The organism is Phormidesmis sp. 146-33, assembly GCF_052939515.1.
In genome coordinates, this window is record NZ_JBJPHU010000019.1 from 15580 (window position 1) to 34138 (window position 18559).

An 18559-nucleotide genomic window follows, 5' to 3' on the forward strand; every position below is an offset into this window, starting at 1 on the left:
CGCTTGTATACTGAATTCTAAGTTTTGTGGATGGGTTCTCAGAATTCCTTTCTCTATTTAATTTTCTAAAAAAACTTTAGAGCACGCGGAGATACTCAATGAAAGTCGCAATTACAGGGGCAACGGGATTTGTGGGCAGTCGTTTGGTAGAGCGGCTTTTGGCTGAAGGGCATCAGGTCGTTGTGTTGACGCGCAATCCTGCTAAGGCTGCTTTTCCTCAGTCGTCGAATCTCGAAATCGTTGCCTACAAACCAATTGAGGCAGGCGATTGGCAAAATGTCTTTTACGGCTGCGATGGTGTAGTTAATCTGGCAGGAGAAGCGATCGCCGAATCCCGCTGGACACCCGAACGCAAACAAGCGCTGATCGACAGTCGCAAAATCACTACCCAAAAGATCGTCGAAGCCATTGCCAAAGTCGATCACAAGCCTTCTGTCTTGGTGAATGCATCAGCGATCGGCTTCTACGGCACCAGTGAAACGGCCACCTTTGACGAAACAAGTTCTGCGGGAGACGATTTCTTAGCGGAGATCTGCCAAATCTGGGAAGCCGAAGCCAGCAAGGTTAAGGAAATTGGAACTCGATTGGTCATTCTGCGATTGGGCGTTGTGTTGGGAGATGGAGGCGCGTTGGGTAAGATGTTACCAGCCTTTAAGTTGTTTGCGGGTGGCCCGATCGGCAGTGGTAAGCAGTGGTTTTCGTGGATTCACCGAGACGATGTAGTGAGTTTGATTGTGCGGGCACTGACGCGATCGGACATGGAAGGCACTTTTAACGCAACGGCTCCCAATCCCGTCCGTATGGTTGACCTGACGAATACGATCGGTGAAGTGATGAATCGTCCTTCCTGGCTGCCTGTCCCTGGTTTTGCATTAGAGGCGATGTTAGGAGACGGCGCAAAAGTGGTGCTAGAAGGTCAGGAAGTCTTGCCCAAACGAACCCTATCCAGCGGATTTGAATATCAATATCCAACCCTCAAGCCAGCACTAGAAGCCATTCTAAAATAAAGTTTTGAGTGGCTCCTTTACTCAACAAGTCCTGGAGAATTGCCAATGACCATCGCAACTTATAAATGGACAATCGATCGCTATCACCAGGCGATCGAGGCTGGCATATTTGATGATCAGCCTATTGAATTATTGAATGGAGAATTGATAGAGATGTCCCCCGAAGGAGTTCCCCACGCTGGCTTGAGCGACAGTTCATCAAGGTATTTGCAAAGGCTACTAGGGGAACGAGCGATCGTGCGTGTAGGGCACCCAATCACGTTGCCTAATTGTTCTGAGCCTGAGCCAGATTTAGCGATCGTTCAACCTCTAGAGCAACTTTATAAAACCGAGCATCATCCCTATCCAGAGAACATTTTCTGGGTAATTGAATATGCAAACTCTAGCTTAGAGAAAGATACAGACACCAAGCGTAGAACCTATGCAGCGGCGGGGATTTGTGAATACTGGGTGATTAATCTCAGAACGATGGCGTTGATTGTCTATCGCAATCCTGTCAATGGGGATTATCAATCTGAAGTCACGCTGACCAGTGGAACCATTCATCCATTATCTTTTCCAGAGGTTGCGATCGAGGTGATGAGATTAATTCATTGATCACTAAATTGGCTCAGACTATTAATTGACAAAGGATTGGCCAAAACAGAGCGAAGTCACCGCCGCCTCAATCACTGCAAAAAGTACTTGACTTTTACAGAGAAATTCTTGTACGCTCTCTGGTTAAGTTGCCTTGCGTGAAGTGTTCGGCAATCGGATACCCAAAAATAAATTCTAGCCGTCGCCGCTCAAAGCTGACTGAGACCCAGCAATGAACGGCTGACCCCCAAGCTGACTGAGACCCAGCGTGGAGGCTAATGGAGAATCATAGCATTCCTCCTAGTCATCCTGCTTTGTCCTGCTTGTGGGATGGCTAGGTTTTTGGGCCTTCCTGCATCCCAAAATTTAGGAGAACCCCCAAATGTCTGACAATCTGCGCGATTTTCTGTCTGACGACGAGCCGCCCACCGACTACGAAAAGCTGAAAATTTTGATCATTGGTTTCCCAGCAGGGGTTACCGAAACGATTCACACGCTATACAGCCTTGGGTTTGCCGAAGTGAATGATTGGAGTCCCCTATTACCCGCCCCTAAACCAGGAGAAGTGATGAGCATTTTGAGGCGCGATCGCGGATAACTCAAAGCGATTGGACTCGATAAAAAAGTGGCGGCGGACATCAGTGGATTTGAAGATCCATCTGCTCTCAAGTCCGTTGCCATCTTCTCAATCCTACTGACTGAGCCGTTTTGTCAGCCAACTTGCCGCACCACTGATCAGCGCACCTGCCATGAGAACGCCGATCGCGGGCGTAAAAACAGGCTCCCAAAGTTTGTACCAAAGATCTAACCCCAGCGGAATTTTAGCCCCTCGACCAATCACAGCCGCCGCCAGCCAAAAGAAGCTAAAAAGCACCAGAAATAAATCCAGCATCAAAATGAAGTTAAGCCACTTCAAAAACTGCTCTTTCATATAAGGTTATTAACCTAAAGTTGTTAAACGCATCGGTAAGAATTGATCTACACTTTATACCTTATCAAAACACTTTATCAAAAAATAGGGCTGCCTCTGGGATTCAGGACAGCCTTATCAACGATCGAATCAACATTGCAAATCAGAATTTACAGTTCCTCAAATTTAGGTAATCCTTTGTGGTGCGATCGTTGCAGATTTTCTGGATCGACATAGTGACAGACCGCATCACTCACACAGATGATCGCCCACCCTGCCTGATCTATCTCTCTTAGCTGATACCCCGAAGCTTGTTGAACAAAGCAACCTCTGTGATTCCGTGTGCCCGGTTTAACGCCTACGAATTCATACAACATGGCTAAATTATTCCTAAACGAATCAGTGGATTTGCACAAGAAGCTTTCACACCCCTTCACAACCAAAAGTGATGATCGAGTCGATCGAGTCGTTATGAGTTTTTGCAGTTAGTCACTGAAGCGATCGTTGAGTGCCTTCTGATCATCAAGCATTCAAAAATCGCGCCTTTTAATAACTGTGAAATGGTGTAAAGACTACTCTTTGTCTTGTTAGTTGAATCTTACCATTCTATTTCTGAAAGCATCATTAAGTTAGTTGTGATATTATTTCGAGTAATGTATTTCAGTCGTCAAAATCTTTACCGCGTTGCAAGTATTTCAGCCGTTTTAATGTAGTTTTATAACCAGCATCCTCTAGCTTCGATTTAATCAGCCGTTTATTCTAGCGGCAAGTCCAAATTCTCTTAAAGTCCCCCAAAATTGCCAGCTTGGGAGGGCAGAAGCCTTAAGCAACGCAGCGAGATTTATGATCAACTTCACGTTAGTTTACAGAACTAATCCATAAAAAAATGGAGCCAGGTTCAAAAACACTAACTCCAGCTCAACTTGGACTTTGATTCAAAACTTACTCAGCCAGCCAGGCCTTAACTCGCTCCATACTGACCCAACCTGGCTTACGAGTTAGCCCATCTTCGATATTTTTCTCGACCTCTTCGCGCAATTCTGGAATCGCCATCGTCAACTGTTGAGCCACTTCGACATGGGTTCTGACCCCCTTCTTGTTTAAGTCGAGCATGGCCAGCACTAGATTGATTCGTGCTTGCGGATCTTGAGGATTGAGCTTTACTGCTTTTTGGGCAGTCGTAAAGGCCAAAGAATGCTTGCCAGTCAAGAGATATAACCATGAAAGACAAGTCCAGGCAGCGCTAGTTTTACCAGAGCGATCGCAGATTTCCTTAAAAACAGGAATCAACTCCTCTGGGGATTCGCCTTCCTTGTAGCGTTCCAGGGCTTCATCAAAGATGGTTTCAATAGTTTGAGTCATGATTGAGCTAAAGGTCTAAAAATTAAACGATCGCAATGGCAGTCTGAAACTAACGCCGAAACCCTATGCCGAAAACGATTTGCCACAGCCACAGGTCTGATCCGCATTGGGGTTTGTAAACTGAAAGCCGCCGCCAATCAAAGCATCACTATAGTCCAACAGCAACCCATAGAGATAGAGCATACTTTTGGGATCACAGACCACCTTAAAGCCGTCGTAATCGTAGACCTCATCATCCGATCGAATATTGCTGGGATCTTCAAAATTCATCGTGTAGGACATGCCAGAACAGCCGCCGCCTCTGACCCCCACCCGCAAGCAAAGATCCTGCCCTTGCTTTTCTCGCAGCGCCATCACATGCTTGAGGGCCGCATCACTCATGAGAATTCCACGCTTTTGGGACTGAGTTGCCTGTGTCATGGCCGTCTGACTCCTAAGATCTTTTGCTGACTGATCTAGTTTATCGATTATTTGAGTAAAACAGATTTCTGAGTCACAATCTTACCGAACTGACTATGCTGATAGAAGGCTTTTGTACGACGTTTCAGAATGTCGGTGAGGAAGTAGATTAGCGTCTAAGATAAAGTCTGCTGTCCGAGAGCCTTGCATCGTCCCTCCGTTAATTGACTTGGTTATGACTGGTCTCAATCGTGCTACTCGTCGTCGGCTGCTGCAACTACCGCAGGTTCCTAGTGTCTGGGAGGGCGATCGTCGGCCACTCTCTACAGGGTTGTCGATCGCCAGCAGTCCGACGATAGACCCGACAAATGCCCATCCCGATGGCGACTGTATTCTTTGGGTCGATGGGTCACAAGGGGTTGTCAGAGCAATGGATGTAGTGCCGGATGAGACGGGGCATGAAGCGATCGTTCGCACTTTGTTACGAGCGATGGAGCATCCCCACAATCCAGGAAAGCCTGCTCGTCCTCAAAAGATCGTGGTGCGCGATCGAGAAACCCAGTTTTACCTGAGAGGCGTGCTGCAAGATTTAGAGATTACTCTGGACTATGTGCCTGAGTTGCCGCTGATTGATGAGATCTTTCGCGGATTTCAGGATGCGACGGATACTCGTCCGCCTCAGTTGCCACCTCAGTTTGCCGATCAGTTAATCGAGAAGGCAGAAGGACTTTGGCAAGATGCCCCCTGGGAAGTGTTGGGCGATCATCAAATTTTAGAAATCGAGTTAAATCAGTGGGATCTGCACAGCCTCTATGCCTCGGTGATGGGGATGCTGGGGATGGAATATGGGATTTTGCTGTATCGATCGCTCGATTCGCTGAAACAATTCCGGCAGCGCGTGTTGGCTAACGAATCGCTCGAACAGATGGAAGAAGCTTTTCTGGGTCAAGACTGCCTGTTTCTCACCTTTGAATCGGGCGAAGACGAAGACGAAGACCCGCTAGAAGTCGTCGATCCAGACTCAGAAATTATGCCTGTTTTTGGGACGCTCCATCCGTTAGAAGGGATTCGATCGTTTCTCTACGACGAAGAAGCCCTATCACTGCTGGTCATTCTAGAAGCGCTGCATCGATTTATGCGGCAACATCGGCGCAAATTTGAGGGCGATGCTTTTCCGGCTGTCAGCAGTAAGTACAAAATTCCCATTCCTGAAGGGAGCGAAGCAAACACATCAGCCGTGTCGGTCAAGGTTTCGACGATGCCCGATCTGGCAAATGAACTGTTTGCAATGGTAGACGACGAGGAAGAGGAGCCGTTCTTTCCGGTGATTCGGGACGACTTGGTGCCAGAGCATTCTTTCTTGAGTCTGGGCGTGATGCCGTGGGAAATGGTGGAGCGAATGCGATCGCACGTCGATCATCACCAGGGCGGCGAACCGACAGAATCGGGAGAAGGGTTGCCCGTGATTTTAATCCAGACTTCTCGACCCAAAGCGAAGGCAATGGTAGATGAAATTAAGGAGGCAGGCGGCATTCGCGGTATTTGCTTTAATCCTGGTGCCGATCCGTTTGTGGGCGATCACTATGATTTGGGACTGCTGCAAACCGCCAACGGCGAACTTCATTTATTTGGCGAATTTGAAGAAGACGATCCCACCCATATTCAGGCGCGTAAAAAGTGGGAGCAGCGCTGCAAGAAGACCAAAGGCTATTGTGGGCTGGTCGTAGCCAAGGGACTGACGGGCGCAAGTCGAGGCAATCCCAATATGAAGGATATGGTGGCCCTGTTTGAAGTGAAGGCAATCTCATCGGACGAGTTGGGTCTGGGACTGCTAGAGCGTAAGTTTGCGGTGGATTGGGTCTAAGAGGGCGCTCGAAGCGAAGGATGGCAGATCAAATCGGCGTTGCTAACTCAAGGTGAAGTCGATGGGATCTTTTCGCTTCGTTATTCAGTGCTTCTGCCCCCCAACCCCCCAAAACTGGGGGACTTAAGCCAAGAATTTCAGTTCAAAGTCCCTCACTTGTGGGGGATTTAGGGGGCTGCCTAGATCCATAACCGCAGTGAAAGATTTCATCGACTTCACGTTAACTTAGGGGATGAATTGGGGATGAATTGCCCTCAACGTCGCGAGAGATCGGACGTTCAAGGTTTTTCAACCCAATAAACGCACCCTTTTTGATTGGGCAAAGCAAGAATTGATGTAACGAATTCAGAAACGGCGATCGTCAGGTGTGAGTCAACTCACTAAGTTAGAACCATCCTTTACAACGCCTCCACTCCTGAAAATGACAAACATCACACCAAAAAACTTCAAAGCGCATCAAATCACCATCGCTGTGCTCACCGGATTGATTCTACTCACAGGTGCCAAATCACAGCAAGCCGGACTGTCCTCACCGCCGTCACAAAGCACTGTGTCTTCAAAATTAAGAGTGACCCGATCGTCTGCCTTGCCCTCATCCGTTGAACAAAGGGTACGCCAGGATTTGTCTCAACGGCTCAATATTCCGTTGCGGGATGTCAAAATTGTGAGCTTTAGCCAGCAAACCTGGTCAGATAGCTGTTTGGGGTTAGGAGGTGCGGCTGAGGGCTGTTTGAGGGGAACTGTCCAGGGTTGGCGAGTTGAAGTCACCAATGGTCAGCAAAATTGGTTTTATCGCACAGATGACACTGCTCAGGCGACCCGATTGGAACCTCAGCCCAACAATGTGGTGACTTTGCCTGCCGATGTCGCTCAACGTTTGCTAAAAACGGTTGCTAGACAAGTGAGAATTTCCATCAGTCGCTTGCAGATTGCAGAAGTCAAATCAGCGACCTGGGATGGCTGTCTAGGAGTCTATAAACCAGAACAAGCCTGCACTCAAATTGCGCTATCTGGGTGGCAAGTGATTGTGACGGGCAGCGATCCCTTGCGGGCAACTCGAAGCGACCCCTTGCGGGTAACTCAAAGCGACCCCTTGCGGGTAACTCGAAGAGATCGCAGTTGGGTGTATCACTTAGACGAATCGGCAAACCGGATTGCTCAAAACCCAACTGCAAGTCGCAGCCAAGGTGGACTGGTGCCTTCCTTTATTCCAGAACAAAATAAGCCTGAGATCGAAACTAACGTGGTTTTTCGGTCGATCGTCAGCGGCGATCTCACAGGCAAGGTGACTCAAGTGACCTTAACGAATGATGGCGTGATCACCCAATTGATCACCGCTCCCAATATTCGTTCTCGCCCAGTTGTGCTGGGGCGATTGTCTCCACAACAAATGGAGCAATTTCAGCAAATTCTGCAAACGCAGCGCTTTCGCAATTTGAATGACTTGAGATATTTGAGTAGTGCAGCGTTTGCCGACTATCCCACTACGACCTTGCAAGGGGTGGGCAGTACCGTTCAGTACATCGATTTGGAGGTCAAAAACCTCCCTAAAGCATTACAGTCCGTAATTCAAGCTTGGGAGAAATTGCCTTCTCGCTAGGGATCACGAGTGATCCCAAAGTAGAGTCATTGGACGGTCTGGTGAAGGGTGCATTTTCGCCATCGTCTCTCATGACCAGCTTTCTCAAATGAGACGAAGTTTGGCGATCGCTTCCTCTGGTCGATCGTCCCTTGATCCAACTCAAAGCCAGTGTAGTCGGGTCAGTGCCTTACATTTCTTAGCAGTTGGGACGGAGTTTTGGGTATAAATGCTTATCAAAATACCAAAAATGAGCAGAAAAGTGCTGTAATCCATATAACTTAAAGCTTTTCACGCTCCAGATTGAGAGAACAGCCTATAGAATGGGTCATTGAAAAATCGAGGTTCTGGGAGTTTCAGCCATTTTGAACCGACCACCTTGAGGATTCAACTTTCGGTCTCACTTTGAGACTAAAGGAACGCTTCAAACCCACTCAACAAACTCTGAGGGAAACGATATGAATAAGGGCGAACTCGTGGATGCAGTCGCTGAGAAGGCTAGTGTCACCAAGAAACAAGCAGATGCAGTGTTGACTGCTGCGATCGAAACGATCGTCGAGGCAGTTTCTTCGGGTGACAAAGTGACGCTGGTTGGTTTTGGCTCGTTTGAGTCGCGTGAGCGCAAAGCTCGTGAGGGGCGCAACCCCAAAACAGGCGATAAGATGGAAATTCCGGCGACCAAAGTTCCTGCATTTTCGGCAGGGAAGCTGTTTAAGGAGAAGGTTGCTCCTTCTGACGACTAGGCTGGCTAGACATTACGACCTTTTTAAGCAGGAAAATTTTGAAACGTCCAGTGCATGGGGGGAATTTAGCTTGGGCAGCGGCGCTGGTTGGCTGTTCTCCCTCTGCAATTCTTGATTTTTCTGCCAGTATCAGTCCGTTGGGGCCGCCCCGATCGGCGATCGAGTCCATTCAAAATAATTTAGGTTTGCTGAAAGCGTATCCTGATCCCGCGTATGGGGAGTTGCGATCGGCATTGAGCGATTTTCACCAGATTTCACCGGACTGGATCTTGCCTGGAAACGGGGCGGCTGAGTTGCTGACATGGGCCGCTTGGGATTTGGCAGCGTTAGACACGACCTGGGTTTTGATTCCTGGATTCAGCGATTATTTTCGAGCATTGAAGGCGTTTGGGGCACGGGTCGATCGCTATTCCTTAATGGTTCAGAATGGTTTAACGACACTTCCACTGGATGCCCAAAAGTCTGGGTTGCTGTTAAATAATCCCCACAATCCAACGGGTCAGCTATTTGCAAAAGCGTCCATTCTGCCTTATCTCAAAGCGTTTTCGCTCGTGGTGGTGGATGAGGCTTTTATGGATTTCTTAACGCCCGATTGTCAACAAAGTTTGATTGATGAAGTTGAGAATTATCCCAATTTAGTGATTTTACGATCGCTCACCAAGTTTTATAGTCTGCCAGGATTGCGATTGGGCTATGCGATCGCTCATCCCGATCGATTGAGTCAATGGCAACAGCGGCGTGATCCCTGGTCAGTGAATGTTTTGGCTTCTGTGGCCGCGATCGCCATGCTAAAAGACACCGAATTTCAGCAACAAACCTGGGATTGGTTAGAATCTGCTAAACCTGCGTTATTTGATGGGTTGAAACAATTACCGGGATTGCATCCTTTTCCGAGTGCTGCTAACTTTTTTTTGGTAAAAACTGAGCGATCGAGTGTTGAAATTCAAAAGCAATTATTAGCAGATCACAAGATTTTAATTCGAGATTGTTTGAGTTTTGATGAGTTGGGCGATCGCTACTTTAGAGTTGCTGTGCGTTCTGAGTCAGAAAATAACCGCTTGCTCGAAGGATTAACCAACGTTTTGTGATTTTTGTTGTAACTTTTAATATGGCAGTTGAGTATGATTTGGTCGTCATTGGTAACACGGCGGTTGGAATTCATGCCGCGATTTCGGCTGCTCGATTAAAAGCAAGAGTTGCCTTAATTGATCAAGCGATGAATACAGAAAAAACGGTCGATTGCTTTCGAGAAGTCGGGCGGATTTCTCAACAGATTGCGCGGATCAATCAACTGAGCTTTTATCAACAGACGATTGATTCCAATACACTCAATTGGACAAAGGTTAAAAAGTGGGCAGATACGATCGCAACTGACTTTCAAGAAGCCAACTCTCCTGCGGTTTTAGCCTCTTTAGGAATTGAGGTAATCCCTGCGTCAGGTGAATTTGTACGTAAGCCACAGGCTGGTTTTTTGGTGAATGGACGACTGCTACGATCGCGAGCTTTTCTAATCACAACGGGAATGCTAAGAACGCCCACGATCGAAGGTTTGAAGTCAACTCATTACCTCACCGAAAAAACCGCCTTTCAGTCCTTACCTGCTACCTTAACCATTATTGGTGACGATGCGATCGCGATTGAGTTCGCGCAAATTTTCACTCGGCTAGGCGCTCAAGTTACGTTGATCACAACTCAATTTTTGGCAGAAGTCGATCGAGAAGCGGCGTTTCTCATTCAGGCACAGCTAGAAGCAGAAGGCGTTCGAGTTTTGACCACCCAAGTAACGCAGGTGAGACAGATTCAAAATAAGAAATGGGTACAGGCGGGAGATGTAGCGATCGAGACTGATGAAATTCTGTTAGCAACCAAGACAGAACCCAATTTAGAGGGATTGAATTTGGAAGCAACGGGAGTACGATCGCCCATTCAAACTAATGCAAAACAACAGACGACGAATTCCCGCATTTATTGGTGCAACACTCAACACCAAGCAGATATTGCCGTTAAAAATGCGCTATTTTTTCCAATCTACAAGCTAAACCGTCACATTCCCAGAGTTATTTTATCAAGTCCAGAAATTGCCTGGATCGGTTTAACAGAACCTCAAGCAGTTCACGAATACGGCAAAGACATTTTTGTTTTAAGGCAACCTTTCAAAACTCTAGAAAAGGCGCAAATTCGAGGAGAACTGACGGGATTTTACAAATTAATCGTGCGTCGAAATGGCTCAATTTTAGGAGCGCACATTGTTGGCACTGAGGCAAGTGAGTTGATAGGAGCGATCGCCTTCGCCATGCAGAATAAATTGAAGGTGGGAGCGATCGCTGCTCTCCCCTTTCCTTCTTCCACGCTGTCAGAAATCCTATCCAAAGTTGCCACAGATTTTCAGTCTCAAACGCTCAAACAAAATTCCAGACTACGAGACTTTTTGCGGAACTTTTTTAATCAGCGGAGACGGCGATCAAATAGCAAATAAACCGTGAATTCAATACGATTCTTCGCTACGTTTGAAGTTCGTGGAAGCTCCCTAAATTTCCCACAAGTGAGGAACTTTGAACTAGAAATCCTGTCTATAAGTCCCCCAGAATTGGGGGGTTGGGGGGCAAAAGCCTCTAGACAACGCAGTGAAAAATCTCATCAAATCAACGTTAAATACCAACCGTTGAAGCAGACAACTCAACACGTTTAAATTTGTTGGAATCATCCGCTTCAACCATCTTTTCTCACACTCTCGCCAGCGTGACACGTTCTGATTGGTCTTGATATTTACCACGCCGAGTTTCGTAACTGACTGCACAAGGAGCGCCTTCCAAAAAGAGCAATTGTACAATCCCTTCATTGGCATAAATCCGACAATCCGCACTCGACGAATTCGAGAATTCCAGTGTCAAATGTCCCCGCCAGCCCGCCTCAGCAGGCGTTAGATTTGCAATCAACCCAATCCGCGCATAAGTCGATTTACCAATGCAGATCACCGTCATATTTTCGGGAACTTCTAGCCGCTCTAGAGCCACACCCAACCCATAGGAATGAGCAGGCAACACAAAGTAGCGGCCATTCTCATCTTCATGCAGTTGAGCAGGTTCCAAGTTTGCCGGATTGAAATGTTTGGGATCGACCACCGTGCCCGGAATGTGACGAAAAATGCGAAACTCAGACGCAGACAGACGCAAATCGTATCCATAGCTGCTCAACCCATAGGAGATCACAGGCAGACCCTCCACATGCCGAACAAGCTGCGGCTCAAAAGGAGCAATCATCCCCTTCTGCGCCATTTGAGTAATCCAGGTATCGTTTTTGATCATAGTGTTTGCCTATGGCTGGTGGCTGCGACGAAGTTCAGTAATTTGATCCGCTACATCTAAAATCGCCTGGGGCATCTCAGGGCCCGTCAGAATAATGTCAATTTGCCGAGGGCGACGCTTGAGAAATTCCAGCACTTCTGCTTGAGGAATCAGCCCAAAATTGATCGCCAGACTCAACTCATCCAACACAACCAGATCGTATTTGCCCTGACACACGACATCCTGCGTGTATTGCCACAATTGCAGCAGCGATCGCACCTCTGATTCATCTAACTCAGGAGTGTCAATACACCGGGGAATGTCACAACGAATCCAATCCAGACTTTGACTGAGCTTGACGGGGCGATCGTACCCCTGCCCAATGCCCCCTTTGAGAAACTGCACCACCAAAACCGACGTACCCTGGCCCGCAATTCGCAAAGCCTGAGCCATCACTCCTGTAAAAAAGCTGCGATGAAAGGAGGTAAATACCTGCACCAGCCCTTCTACACTGAGATGAAGGGGACGAGAATCAAAAACCGGAGTCTCAACTTGGGAAACCATAGCGCACTCAGTCAAAGGGTGAGAAAAGGAACGTAATTTCTGAAGGCTCAGAAGTCAGATATAGCGTGTTTCAAAATATGCTTTCATATCAAACACTACATGTAGAGAAGCGTCAAGAGTATTCATGATCTTGTGGAGTAATCTCGTGCAGCGCCTTCTCTCTGACCAATAGAATACAGAAAAGTTTGTTAGAAGTACAGACGTTCTAAAAAATGGGGGTGGATCACGTTGTGGGGAGCAGTTGTTTTAAAGCCCTCGACTCACGCCAGTTCCCGTCCCCTGGAACATGATCCACGAGAGGAAGAAATTAGAGATAAAGATCGCCAGCAGCGAGGTCACAACGGCCGTGGTTGTCGATTGCCCGACTCCTTTTGCGCCTCCTGTGGTCGTCAACCCCCAGCTAGATCCAATCACCGCAATCAATGCCCCAAAGAAAAATCCTTTAAGGGGTGCACTACAGAGATCCCAGACGCTCAAAAAATTCTTGGCTGAGTTGATGAAAACCGTGTTGGAGATGCCGTACAGCCCTTCAGCGACCAGCATTCCGCCAGCCATTCCTGTAAACAGAGCCAAGATCGTCAAAATGGGCAACATCAAGCAGCAGGCAATCACACGGGGAATGACTAAGTAATCGATCGGATCAGTCCGCAATACATACAGTGCATCAATCTGCTCAGTCACTTTCATCGTGCCAATCTCTGCTGCAAATGCTGATCCCACCCTTCCCGCTAAAATTACGGCGGTTAGAACAGGTGCCAATTCTCGCGACAAAGAAATCGCTAACACGCCCCCGACGGCCGTTCCTGCACCCAGATTGATAAACTCTCTAGCAACTTGAATGGTGAACACCATGCCCACAAAAGCAGCCGTCAATAACGCAATCAGCAGCGAGGCGGGGCCGACAGCGGCCATTTGCTCGATCGTATTGCGTCGATTAATTTTGCCACTCAGTAAGTGAACGAGGACTTGCCCACCCAGCAGCACCGCAGATAAAAGGCGCTGGCTCCACAGTCCCAAAGCAGAATTTGAAGGTGTCTCAGTCAACGGAACAGTACTTCTAGCAACTATGCTGACAGGATATCAGTTAAACCCTTAGTCAGTCTTTGTTCTCGCAGAACAAGGAGAATTATTTGATTGTTAAGAAGCTCAGATTTTCTTCTGAGAATTGCGTTTTTCTAAAAGATATCTAAGTTGATAGAGATAAGCTGCACCAAGTAGCCAAACCCCTAAGAGTCTGAGTGAGAGTTCCACATCCAAATCTGAGGTGTAAAGTTTTATTAAACGACCTGCTCCACAACCTGTGAGCGTGCCCAAGCGCGCTGCAATTGATGAATTTACAAACCCTACTGACTCAACTTCTTGAATGCAGTACTGGCTCGAGGAAAAGTAGGGGAGGGCAACAAGAACGACGGGTAAGGTCGCTATAGTTGTGATGACCATACTGTAGAGAAGCTCTGACCACTTCCGAGATGGACTTAACCAGTATGGAGGAGTTGACCAAAAAAGCTTTAGGAAAATTACGTACATCACTTTTAAGGCCAAATACCAGACCAAACCTCCAGCTAGGCAAGCCAGTGAGAAGCCAAAGAGAAATAGTAGTAATTCTGGCTTTAGAGAGTTCGTTGCAAGAGAAGCCACCACAATGACTGAACCCGGTATAAAGACTAACCAAAACCACGCAGCAAAGACAATAACGCCGAAATACGTTGGTATCGCTAAACTGATTGCTCTTAGCCAACAGATAGGATAGGGTATCCACGCAGGATAGAGAGATTTGGGGCGACTCATGAATCAACCTATTGCAATTTGATGGGGCGAACAACTCCTTATTATCTTTCCCATCCGGTTATCCACTATAGAAATAGCGGAAACTTGATACACGTAAAAACGAGGTAAATCTGCATGGTGGCAAAGCGTCTTCAGGCTCCAAAACCCATTGTTCAATCGGATGAGGAAGACTCGTCGATCGAGTACTTCTATGATGTGCCCGGTAGTATGCCTGGGACGCTGAGAATTGACGTAGATGCCGCGCCTTCTGAAATCGTCTTGATCGATTACAACGAAGCCAACGCCGTGCGCCTTCAGATTGAGTCACCGCGAGTCTGTGCAGACTATCTAGACACCGAATCTGTCTCCTGGGTAGATGTCAAAGGACTTGGCAGCGAAGACATTTTGAATGAACTTGGGGAGGTTTTTAGTTTGCATCCCCTGGTGTTGGAAGACGTGGTAAATGTGCCGCAGCGCCCCAAAGTCGAGGAATATGAGAATCAACTGTTGCTCATTTCGCGAATGGTGATGTTGAGGCGATCGTCCAGTGGTTTTCACACCGAGCAGGTCAGTTTTGTGTTAGGTCGTCACTACTTACTCACCGTTCAAGAAGAGCCTGAGCGCGATTGTTTTAACGCGATTCGAGAACGCATTCGTACCAGTAAAGGCACTATTCGCAAACACAAAGCTGACTATTTGATGTACGCGCTGTTGGATTCGATCGTCGATGGTTTCTTCCCAATTTTGGAGCGCTACGGAGAAGAAATTGAAGGTCTCGAAGATGAAGTAGTCGAAAATCCTACTCACAAAACGTTAGAAAAGATTCATAAAATCAAGCGAGAATTGTTGACGCTGCGGCGATCGATCTGGCCCCAACGCGATGCGATTAATTCTCTGATTCGAGATGGCAGTGACTTGATTTGTGATGAAGTTCGGGTGTATTTACGCGACTGTTATGATCACGCCGTTCAAGTGCTGGATATGGTCGAAACCTACCGTGAGCTGGCTTCTAGCTTGATGGATGTCTATTTATCTTCGGTCAGCAATAAAATGAACGAAGTCATGAAATTTCTAACGATCGTCTCCACCATCTTCATTCCCCTGACCTTTATTGTTGGAGTCTACGGTATGAATTTCAACACTGATAAGTCACCCCTCAACATGCCAGAGCTAAATTGGTATTGGGGCTATCCGTTGTGTTGGGCAGTGATGATGGCGATCGCCGTTTCTCTGATCTTCTTCTTTAAGCGAAAAGGCTGGTTTGAGAACTTTTCAACCGTCAAAGGAAAGAGTAGGGAGTGAAAAAAACTTCGTAATTTACTTAGATACCACTCCCCGTTTCTCTAACTAATTTCTCTAACTAATCTCGCTTTAACCGTCGTAATTCATCTTGCAAATCCATTACTTGCCGCCGCATGTCTTCAACGCTGTTTTGAGGAGTTGCCGCAGTCGGTTCCTCATCGTCGTCTAAAATCTCAATCTTGCGAGGCTCCGAAGGTTTTGGATCATTTGACTGTGTGACGGGCGGTTGTTGGGCGCGATTGACCATATCATCAACAAACTTGCGCGCATCCTCAGCCGACATTTCACCGCGCTCGACCATCTCATCCGCCAATTTTTGCACCTGTACGCGAAGCTCACTCAGCTTTTCTCCCGCCTTTTCTCCCGCGTAAGAAGCCACTCCAATCCCCAGATACACCGCTTTCTGCACTAGATCTCCCAAACCCATATCCTTTAAACTCCCATGTCATCCGTTTCTTTTAGGGTACAAAGAAAACCGGAGACGCGCCCACGGGGGTTTACCGCACCCAAGTAAGACTAAGGAAAAGATTGCTGAATTCGCTGAATTCAAGGATGAGTTATCAAGATTCTATTTGAAGTGCAGAATCAAGAGTCCATCTTAAAGTCTTTAAAATTAAAGTGACCCGGAGACTACGCCTATCTTGAGCATCCCGTATTGCTGCTGCCTTCCGGCCCTGACAAGATTTGGGTGTCACGATCGCATAGATCCGAGTCACTTATTAGAATAACACTGTTGAGCGCGATTGGTTTTTATTCAACGGATTCTTCTTGCCTTGCCGCTACTCCACGACGACACGCCATTCATAAAGCTTGTAGTTGACACAGCCGTTTTGAATTAAGGGATCTTTGGCGACGATCGCCTTTGCCTCATCCATCGACTGCGCCTTAAAGAGAAGCATTCCGCCCCCGTAGTGTGCCCAATAGCCTGTGCGAGCTTCGTGACCTTGATCAATGAGAGATTTGACGTAGGCTTTGTGAGCAGAGACGTAGCGATCGAAGATACTCTTATCTACAATTCCCTCTTCGATCTTCACAAACCAAGGCATTAGTATTCTCTTCCTTAGAATCTTTTTACTCAAGTTTCCCATTCTGTAGCTTACAGTCAGAACGAGTCTGGATAGAAATTTTCACGCTAATTGGCTTATCTACAGATGCTCATCTACATAGTTGTTTTGGCGTTGCTGAATCAGGGGATGAATTGCCCCAAAGCGGAGGGAAACCCAAGGCTCAAAGTCCCCCAATTTTGGGGGATTTAGGGGGCGAAAAGATGGACACTTCCCACAGATTCATCCCTCCAATCAGCAAGGCCGTTGTTTTTATAGTTGTTTTTATAGTTGTTTTTTATGGCTCTGATGCAACGCTTTTTCATTGCGCTTTTACCCCCCCAAGACATTCAAGATCGGGTGACTGAGATAAAGCAATATTTTACAGAGCATTATGCGACTCGTCACGCTCACAAATCGCCGCCACACATTACGTTGCAGCCTCCGTTTGAGTGGTCGTCTGGAGAAGTTTCGCAGTTAGAGCAGAGCTTAAAATCGTTTGCTCAAAAGGCGAGGAAGGTACCGATCGTATTGGACAATTTTGCAGCGTTTCCGCCTCGCGTCATCTATATCAATGTTCTCAAAACTCCTGACTTGCTGACATTACAACAGCAGTTGATGGCTCACCTCGAAGCGACCCTGAGCATCGTTGATCCGGTTTCTAAGTCTCGTCCCTTTGTGCCCCACATGACCGTAGCGTTTCGTGATCTGACTCGACAAAATTTCGCTGTCGCCTGGGAAGCGTTTCACAACAAATCGCTGCACTATGAGTTTGTGGGCGATCGCTTGACGCTATTGGTTCACACGGGCGATCGCTGGACTGTCGCCTCTGAGTTTCCGTTTCTCGCTTGAATAGACAACAGCAAAGCCTTCAAAGGTATGTCAGTTCGACAACTTTTTTCGCTTCGATGTTTTGCGCTTCTGCCCCCAATCTCACCAAATTCACGTTAAAGCAAAGCTAGGTGCGATTGCGGTAGATGCGGCGGCGGGTGAGAAAGTCTGGAAGGTCGATTTTGTCTGGATTTGACGGCTCAGTTTTGAAGGTTCGCCCCGCTTCCATCGTTTGAAGGGCGGCAAAGAGGTCTGCGACTTCTGGTGGGAGGTTGGGAATCTGATCCAACACGTCTTTGAGCCGCGTCACCTTTTCTTGAGCATTGTAAAAGCGATCTTTCCAGTGCTGTACGGCGGCCTCATACTCGCTGGCCTGCTGGGCCTGACTGAGAATTTGCTCTTGCATTTCGGCAGATTGTCGCTCTAGCTCTGCGATGCGCGTTTGACTGAGTTCTCGATCGGCTTCCAATTCCTGACAAGCTTGCTGAAGGAGGACTTGATTGGCCATCTGTTTGGCGATCTGCGCTTCGAGTTCTTCGACTCTGGGTGGCAGGCTGACTTCTGAGACGGGGGGAGAGTCCATCCCTTGCGCGTAACTCGAAGCAATTGTTTCTGGGGCAAAATCTCCTTCTAGTCGCGCTTCTAGCTCGTTGATTGCAGTGTGACGATCGCTCAACTCTCGATAGAGCCGCATGATTTGTTTTTGTGCGTCACCCAACTGCGCTTCTAGACTGGCGATCTGCGATCGAGCCGCTTCTAACTCTGAACCAGATTGCTGCTCTAGAGAGGACTGTAACGCTTCGATCTGACGCTGCTGGATCTTGGAGCGATCGGACAGGGCCCGTAGCTGCTCTAACTCGCACTGTTGGCTCTGTAGAGACGCTTCTGCGGCTTCTAATAAGGCTTGATAGTGACGTTCTCGCTCTCTAGAGGCGTGGATTTCTTGCTCTAATGAGGCTTGTTTTTTGGCAAATAGCAGCTTGAGTTGGTGGATAGCCTGCTGCTGGACGTTGGCGATTTCTTCGGTCGAGGCGAGTTGATGCTCTAAAAACTGCTGGTCAGTAATCTGCGATCGCAGTTCATTAAGATTAGCGATCGACTGATCCAGCGCTTGCTCTAGATTTTGAATCCGTTCCGTCTGGTTACGAAGTCGCTGTTGTAGCTGGTCTAGCGCTGCCGCCGTTGAAGTGTCCACTGTAAAACTAACGGAGTCCTGATCCGCCCATTCAGAACCATGAGAAGAGTTCGGCTCGACCACCTGGAACCTCCCAAAAATCGCTCCCAAAATTCAGCTACCCGCGCAGCCAAAAAGGGTCTTGAGCGATCAT

Annotated in this window: 20 protein-coding genes, 1 other RNA gene and 1 pseudogene; 10 read left to right on the plus strand and 12 right to left on the minus strand. The window is 47.6% G+C overall.

The window, feature by feature from the left end; all coding sequences use genetic code 11:
• Positions 1-98: 98 nt before the first annotated feature.
• From thyD to ACJ2PR_RS10035, 3 genes are all read left to right on the plus strand, one after another.
• Complete coding sequence (thyD, locus tag ACJ2PR_RS10025) at positions 99-1007, plus strand: thylakoid membrane protein ThyD (RefSeq protein ID WP_446876905.1); 909 nt, start codon at positions 99-101, stop codon at positions 1005-1007.
• Positions 1008-1052: 45 nt separating this feature from the next.
• Positions 1053-1604 (plus strand): Uma2 family endonuclease, encoded by a 552-nt coding sequence (locus tag ACJ2PR_RS10030; RefSeq protein ID WP_446876906.1) that lies wholly within the window; start codon positions 1053-1055, stop codon positions 1602-1604.
• A gap of 361 nt (positions 1605-1965) precedes the next feature.
• Positions 1966-2181 carry a hypothetical protein gene (locus tag ACJ2PR_RS10035; protein WP_446867637.1) on the plus strand — a complete coding sequence of 72 codons (216 nt, stop codon included), beginning with the start codon at positions 1966-1968 and terminating at the stop codon, positions 2179-2181.
• 93 nt (positions 2182-2274) lie between these two features.
• On the opposite strand, the gene ACJ2PR_RS10040 is transcribed toward ACJ2PR_RS10035, so the two are convergent.
• The 4 genes from ACJ2PR_RS10040 to ACJ2PR_RS10055 all read right to left on the minus strand — a co-directional run bounded on the left by ACJ2PR_RS10040 (position 2275) and on the right by ACJ2PR_RS10055 (position 4275).
• Positions 2275-2514 carry a hypothetical protein gene (locus ACJ2PR_RS10040; protein WP_446876907.1) on the minus strand — a complete coding sequence of 80 codons (240 nt, stop codon included), beginning with the start codon at positions 2512-2514 and terminating at the stop codon, positions 2275-2277.
• 149 nt (positions 2515-2663) lie between these two features.
• A complete protein-coding gene (locus tag ACJ2PR_RS10045; protein WP_446857617.1) occupies positions 2664-2870 on the minus strand; it encodes a hypothetical protein in 207 nt (68 codons plus the stop codon).
• Positions 2871-3435: 565 nt separating this feature from the next.
• The gene (locus ACJ2PR_RS10050; protein WP_446857618.1) at positions 3436-3855 is read right to left on the minus strand and encodes a tetratricopeptide repeat protein; all 420 of its coding nucleotides are present in this window, start codon (positions 3853-3855) and stop codon (positions 3436-3438) included.
• 63 nt (positions 3856-3918) lie between these two features.
• Positions 3919-4275: an iron-sulfur cluster assembly accessory protein gene (locus ACJ2PR_RS10055; protein ID WP_446857619.1), complete on the minus strand. Its 357-nt coding sequence runs from the start codon at positions 4273-4275 to the stop codon at positions 3919-3921.
• Positions 4276-4489: 214 nt separating this feature from the next.
• Between ACJ2PR_RS10055 and ACJ2PR_RS10060 the strand changes: the two genes are divergently transcribed.
• The 5 genes and pseudogenes from ACJ2PR_RS10060 (at position 4490) to ACJ2PR_RS10080 (ending at position 10916) form a co-directional block, all read left to right on the plus strand.
• Positions 4490-6118 carry a DUF6930 domain-containing protein gene (locus tag ACJ2PR_RS10060; RefSeq protein WP_446876908.1) on the plus strand — a complete coding sequence of 543 codons (1629 nt, stop codon included), beginning with the start codon at positions 4490-4492 and terminating at the stop codon, positions 6116-6118.
• A 421-nt stretch (positions 6119-6539) separates the two neighbouring features.
• Positions 6540-7718, plus strand: a complete 1179-nt coding sequence (locus ACJ2PR_RS10065) for a hypothetical protein (RefSeq protein WP_446876909.1) — start codon at positions 6540-6542, stop codon at positions 7716-7718.
• Positions 7719-8128: 410 nt separating this feature from the next.
• Positions 8129-8440: pseudogene (locus tag ACJ2PR_RS10070) on the plus strand (HU family DNA-binding protein); the annotation flags it as partial.
• Positions 8441-8478: 38 nt separating this feature from the next.
• Entirely contained in the window at positions 8479-9528 is a 1050-nt protein-coding gene (gene cobD / locus ACJ2PR_RS10075) for a threonine-phosphate decarboxylase CobD (RefSeq protein WP_446876910.1), read from the plus strand.
• A 20-nt stretch (positions 9529-9548) separates the two neighbouring features.
• Positions 9549-10916, plus strand: coding sequence for a dihydrolipoyl dehydrogenase family protein (locus ACJ2PR_RS10080; RefSeq protein ID WP_446876911.1), 1368 nt, complete (start codon positions 9549-9551; stop codon positions 10914-10916).
• Between the two features lie 247 nt (positions 10917-11163).
• On the opposite strand, the gene dcd is transcribed toward ACJ2PR_RS10080, so the two are convergent.
• From dcd to ACJ2PR_RS10100, 4 genes are all read right to left on the minus strand, one after another.
• Positions 11164-11745 carry a dCTP deaminase gene (gene dcd / locus ACJ2PR_RS10085; RefSeq protein WP_446857624.1) on the minus strand — a complete coding sequence of 194 codons (582 nt, stop codon included), beginning with the start codon at positions 11743-11745 and terminating at the stop codon, positions 11164-11166.
• A gap of 9 nt (positions 11746-11754) precedes the next feature.
• Positions 11755-12288 (minus strand): P-loop NTPase family protein, encoded by a 534-nt coding sequence (locus ACJ2PR_RS10090; RefSeq protein ID WP_446857625.1) that lies wholly within the window; start codon positions 12286-12288, stop codon positions 11755-11757.
• Positions 12289-12534: 246 nt separating this feature from the next.
• Positions 12535-13332: an MlaE family lipid ABC transporter permease subunit gene (locus tag ACJ2PR_RS10095; RefSeq protein ID WP_446857626.1), complete on the minus strand. Its 798-nt coding sequence runs from the start codon at positions 13330-13332 to the stop codon at positions 12535-12537.
• A gap of 102 nt (positions 13333-13434) precedes the next feature.
• Positions 13435-14076 (minus strand): hypothetical protein, encoded by a 642-nt coding sequence (locus ACJ2PR_RS10100; RefSeq protein ID WP_446876912.1) that lies wholly within the window; start codon positions 14074-14076, stop codon positions 13435-13437.
• A 114-nt stretch (positions 14077-14190) separates the two neighbouring features.
• On the opposite strand from ACJ2PR_RS10100, the gene corA reads away from it, so the two are divergent.
• Entirely contained in the window at positions 14191-15357 is a 1167-nt protein-coding gene (corA, locus tag ACJ2PR_RS10105) for a magnesium/cobalt transporter CorA (protein WP_446876913.1), read from the plus strand.
• Positions 15358-15415: 58 nt separating this feature from the next.
• On the opposite strand, the gene ACJ2PR_RS10110 is transcribed toward corA, so the two are convergent.
• The 3 genes from ACJ2PR_RS10110 to ACJ2PR_RS10120 all read right to left on the minus strand — a co-directional run bounded on the left by ACJ2PR_RS10110 (position 15416) and on the right by ACJ2PR_RS10120 (position 16403).
• Entirely contained in the window at positions 15416-15784 is a 369-nt protein-coding gene (locus tag ACJ2PR_RS10110; protein ID WP_446857628.1) for a phasin family protein, read from the minus strand.
• Positions 15785-15974: 190 nt separating this feature from the next.
• Positions 15975-16071: signal recognition particle sRNA small type (gene ffs, locus ACJ2PR_RS10115), an RNA gene on the minus strand.
• Positions 16072-16136: 65 nt separating this feature from the next.
• Positions 16137-16403, minus strand: a complete 267-nt coding sequence (locus ACJ2PR_RS10120) for a YciI family protein (protein ID WP_446867645.1) — start codon at positions 16401-16403, stop codon at positions 16137-16139.
• A gap of 297 nt (positions 16404-16700) precedes the next feature.
• Here ACJ2PR_RS10120 and ACJ2PR_RS10125 point away from each other — a divergent pair, with 297 nt between their 5' ends.
• A complete protein-coding gene (locus tag ACJ2PR_RS10125) occupies positions 16701-17252 on the plus strand; it encodes a 2'-5' RNA ligase family protein (protein ID WP_446876914.1) in 552 nt (183 codons plus the stop codon).
• 106 nt (positions 17253-17358) lie between these two features.
• Here the strand turns inward: ACJ2PR_RS10125 and ACJ2PR_RS10130 are convergent, their stop codons facing one another.
• Positions 17359-18489: a hypothetical protein gene (locus ACJ2PR_RS10130; protein WP_446876915.1), complete on the minus strand. Its 1131-nt coding sequence runs from the start codon at positions 18487-18489 to the stop codon at positions 17359-17361.
• Between the last annotated feature and the right edge of the window lie 70 nt (positions 18490-18559).

Excerpts from the sequence above, each read along its gene's own strand:
- thyD (WP_446876905.1), top strand. The coding sequence starts at position 99 with ATGAAAGTCGCAATTACAGGGGCAACGGGATTTGTGGGCAGTCGTTTG.
- ACJ2PR_RS10030 (WP_446876906.1), top strand. The coding sequence starts at position 1,053 with ATGACCATCGCAACTTATAAATGGACAATCGATCGCTATCACCAGGCG.
- ACJ2PR_RS10035 (WP_446867637.1), top strand. The coding sequence starts at position 1,966 with ATGTCTGACAATCTGCGCGATTTTCTGTCTGACGACGAGCCGCCCACC.
- ACJ2PR_RS10040 (WP_446876907.1), bottom strand. The coding sequence starts at position 2,514 with ATGAAAGAGCAGTTTTTGAAGTGGCTTAACTTCATTTTGATGCTGGAT.
- ACJ2PR_RS10045 (WP_446857617.1), bottom strand. The coding sequence starts at position 2,870 with ATGTTGTATGAATTCGTAGGCGTTAAACCGGGCACACGGAATCACAGA.
- ACJ2PR_RS10050 (WP_446857618.1), bottom strand. The coding sequence starts at position 3,855 with ATGACTCAAACTATTGAAACCATCTTTGATGAAGCCCTGGAACGCTAC.
- ACJ2PR_RS10055 (WP_446857619.1), bottom strand. The coding sequence starts at position 4,275 with ATGACACAGGCAACTCAGTCCCAAAAGCGTGGAATTCTCATGAGTGAT.
- ACJ2PR_RS10060 (WP_446876908.1), top strand. The coding sequence starts at position 4,490 with ATGACTGGTCTCAATCGTGCTACTCGTCGTCGGCTGCTGCAACTACCG.
- ACJ2PR_RS10065 (WP_446876909.1), top strand. The coding sequence starts at position 6,540 with ATGACAAACATCACACCAAAAAACTTCAAAGCGCATCAAATCACCATC.
- ACJ2PR_RS10080 (WP_446876911.1), top strand. The coding sequence starts at position 9,549 with ATGGCAGTTGAGTATGATTTGGTCGTCATTGGTAACACGGCGGTTGGA.
- dcd (WP_446857624.1), bottom strand. The coding sequence starts at position 11,745 with ATGATCAAAAACGATACCTGGATTACTCAAATGGCGCAGAAGGGGATG.
- ACJ2PR_RS10090 (WP_446857625.1), bottom strand. The coding sequence starts at position 12,288 with ATGGTTTCCCAAGTTGAGACTCCGGTTTTTGATTCTCGTCCCCTTCAT.
- ACJ2PR_RS10100 (WP_446876912.1), bottom strand. The coding sequence starts at position 14,076 with ATGAGTCGCCCCAAATCTCTCTATCCTGCGTGGATACCCTATCCTATC.
- corA (WP_446876913.1), top strand. The coding sequence starts at position 14,191 with ATGGTGGCAAAGCGTCTTCAGGCTCCAAAACCCATTGTTCAATCGGAT.
- ACJ2PR_RS10110 (WP_446857628.1), bottom strand. The coding sequence starts at position 15,784 with ATGGGTTTGGGAGATCTAGTGCAGAAAGCGGTGTATCTGGGGATTGGA.
- ACJ2PR_RS10120 (WP_446867645.1), bottom strand. The coding sequence starts at position 16,403 with ATGCCTTGGTTTGTGAAGATCGAAGAGGGAATTGTAGATAAGAGTATC.
- ACJ2PR_RS10125 (WP_446876914.1), top strand. The coding sequence starts at position 16,701 with ATGGCTCTGATGCAACGCTTTTTCATTGCGCTTTTACCCCCCCAAGAC.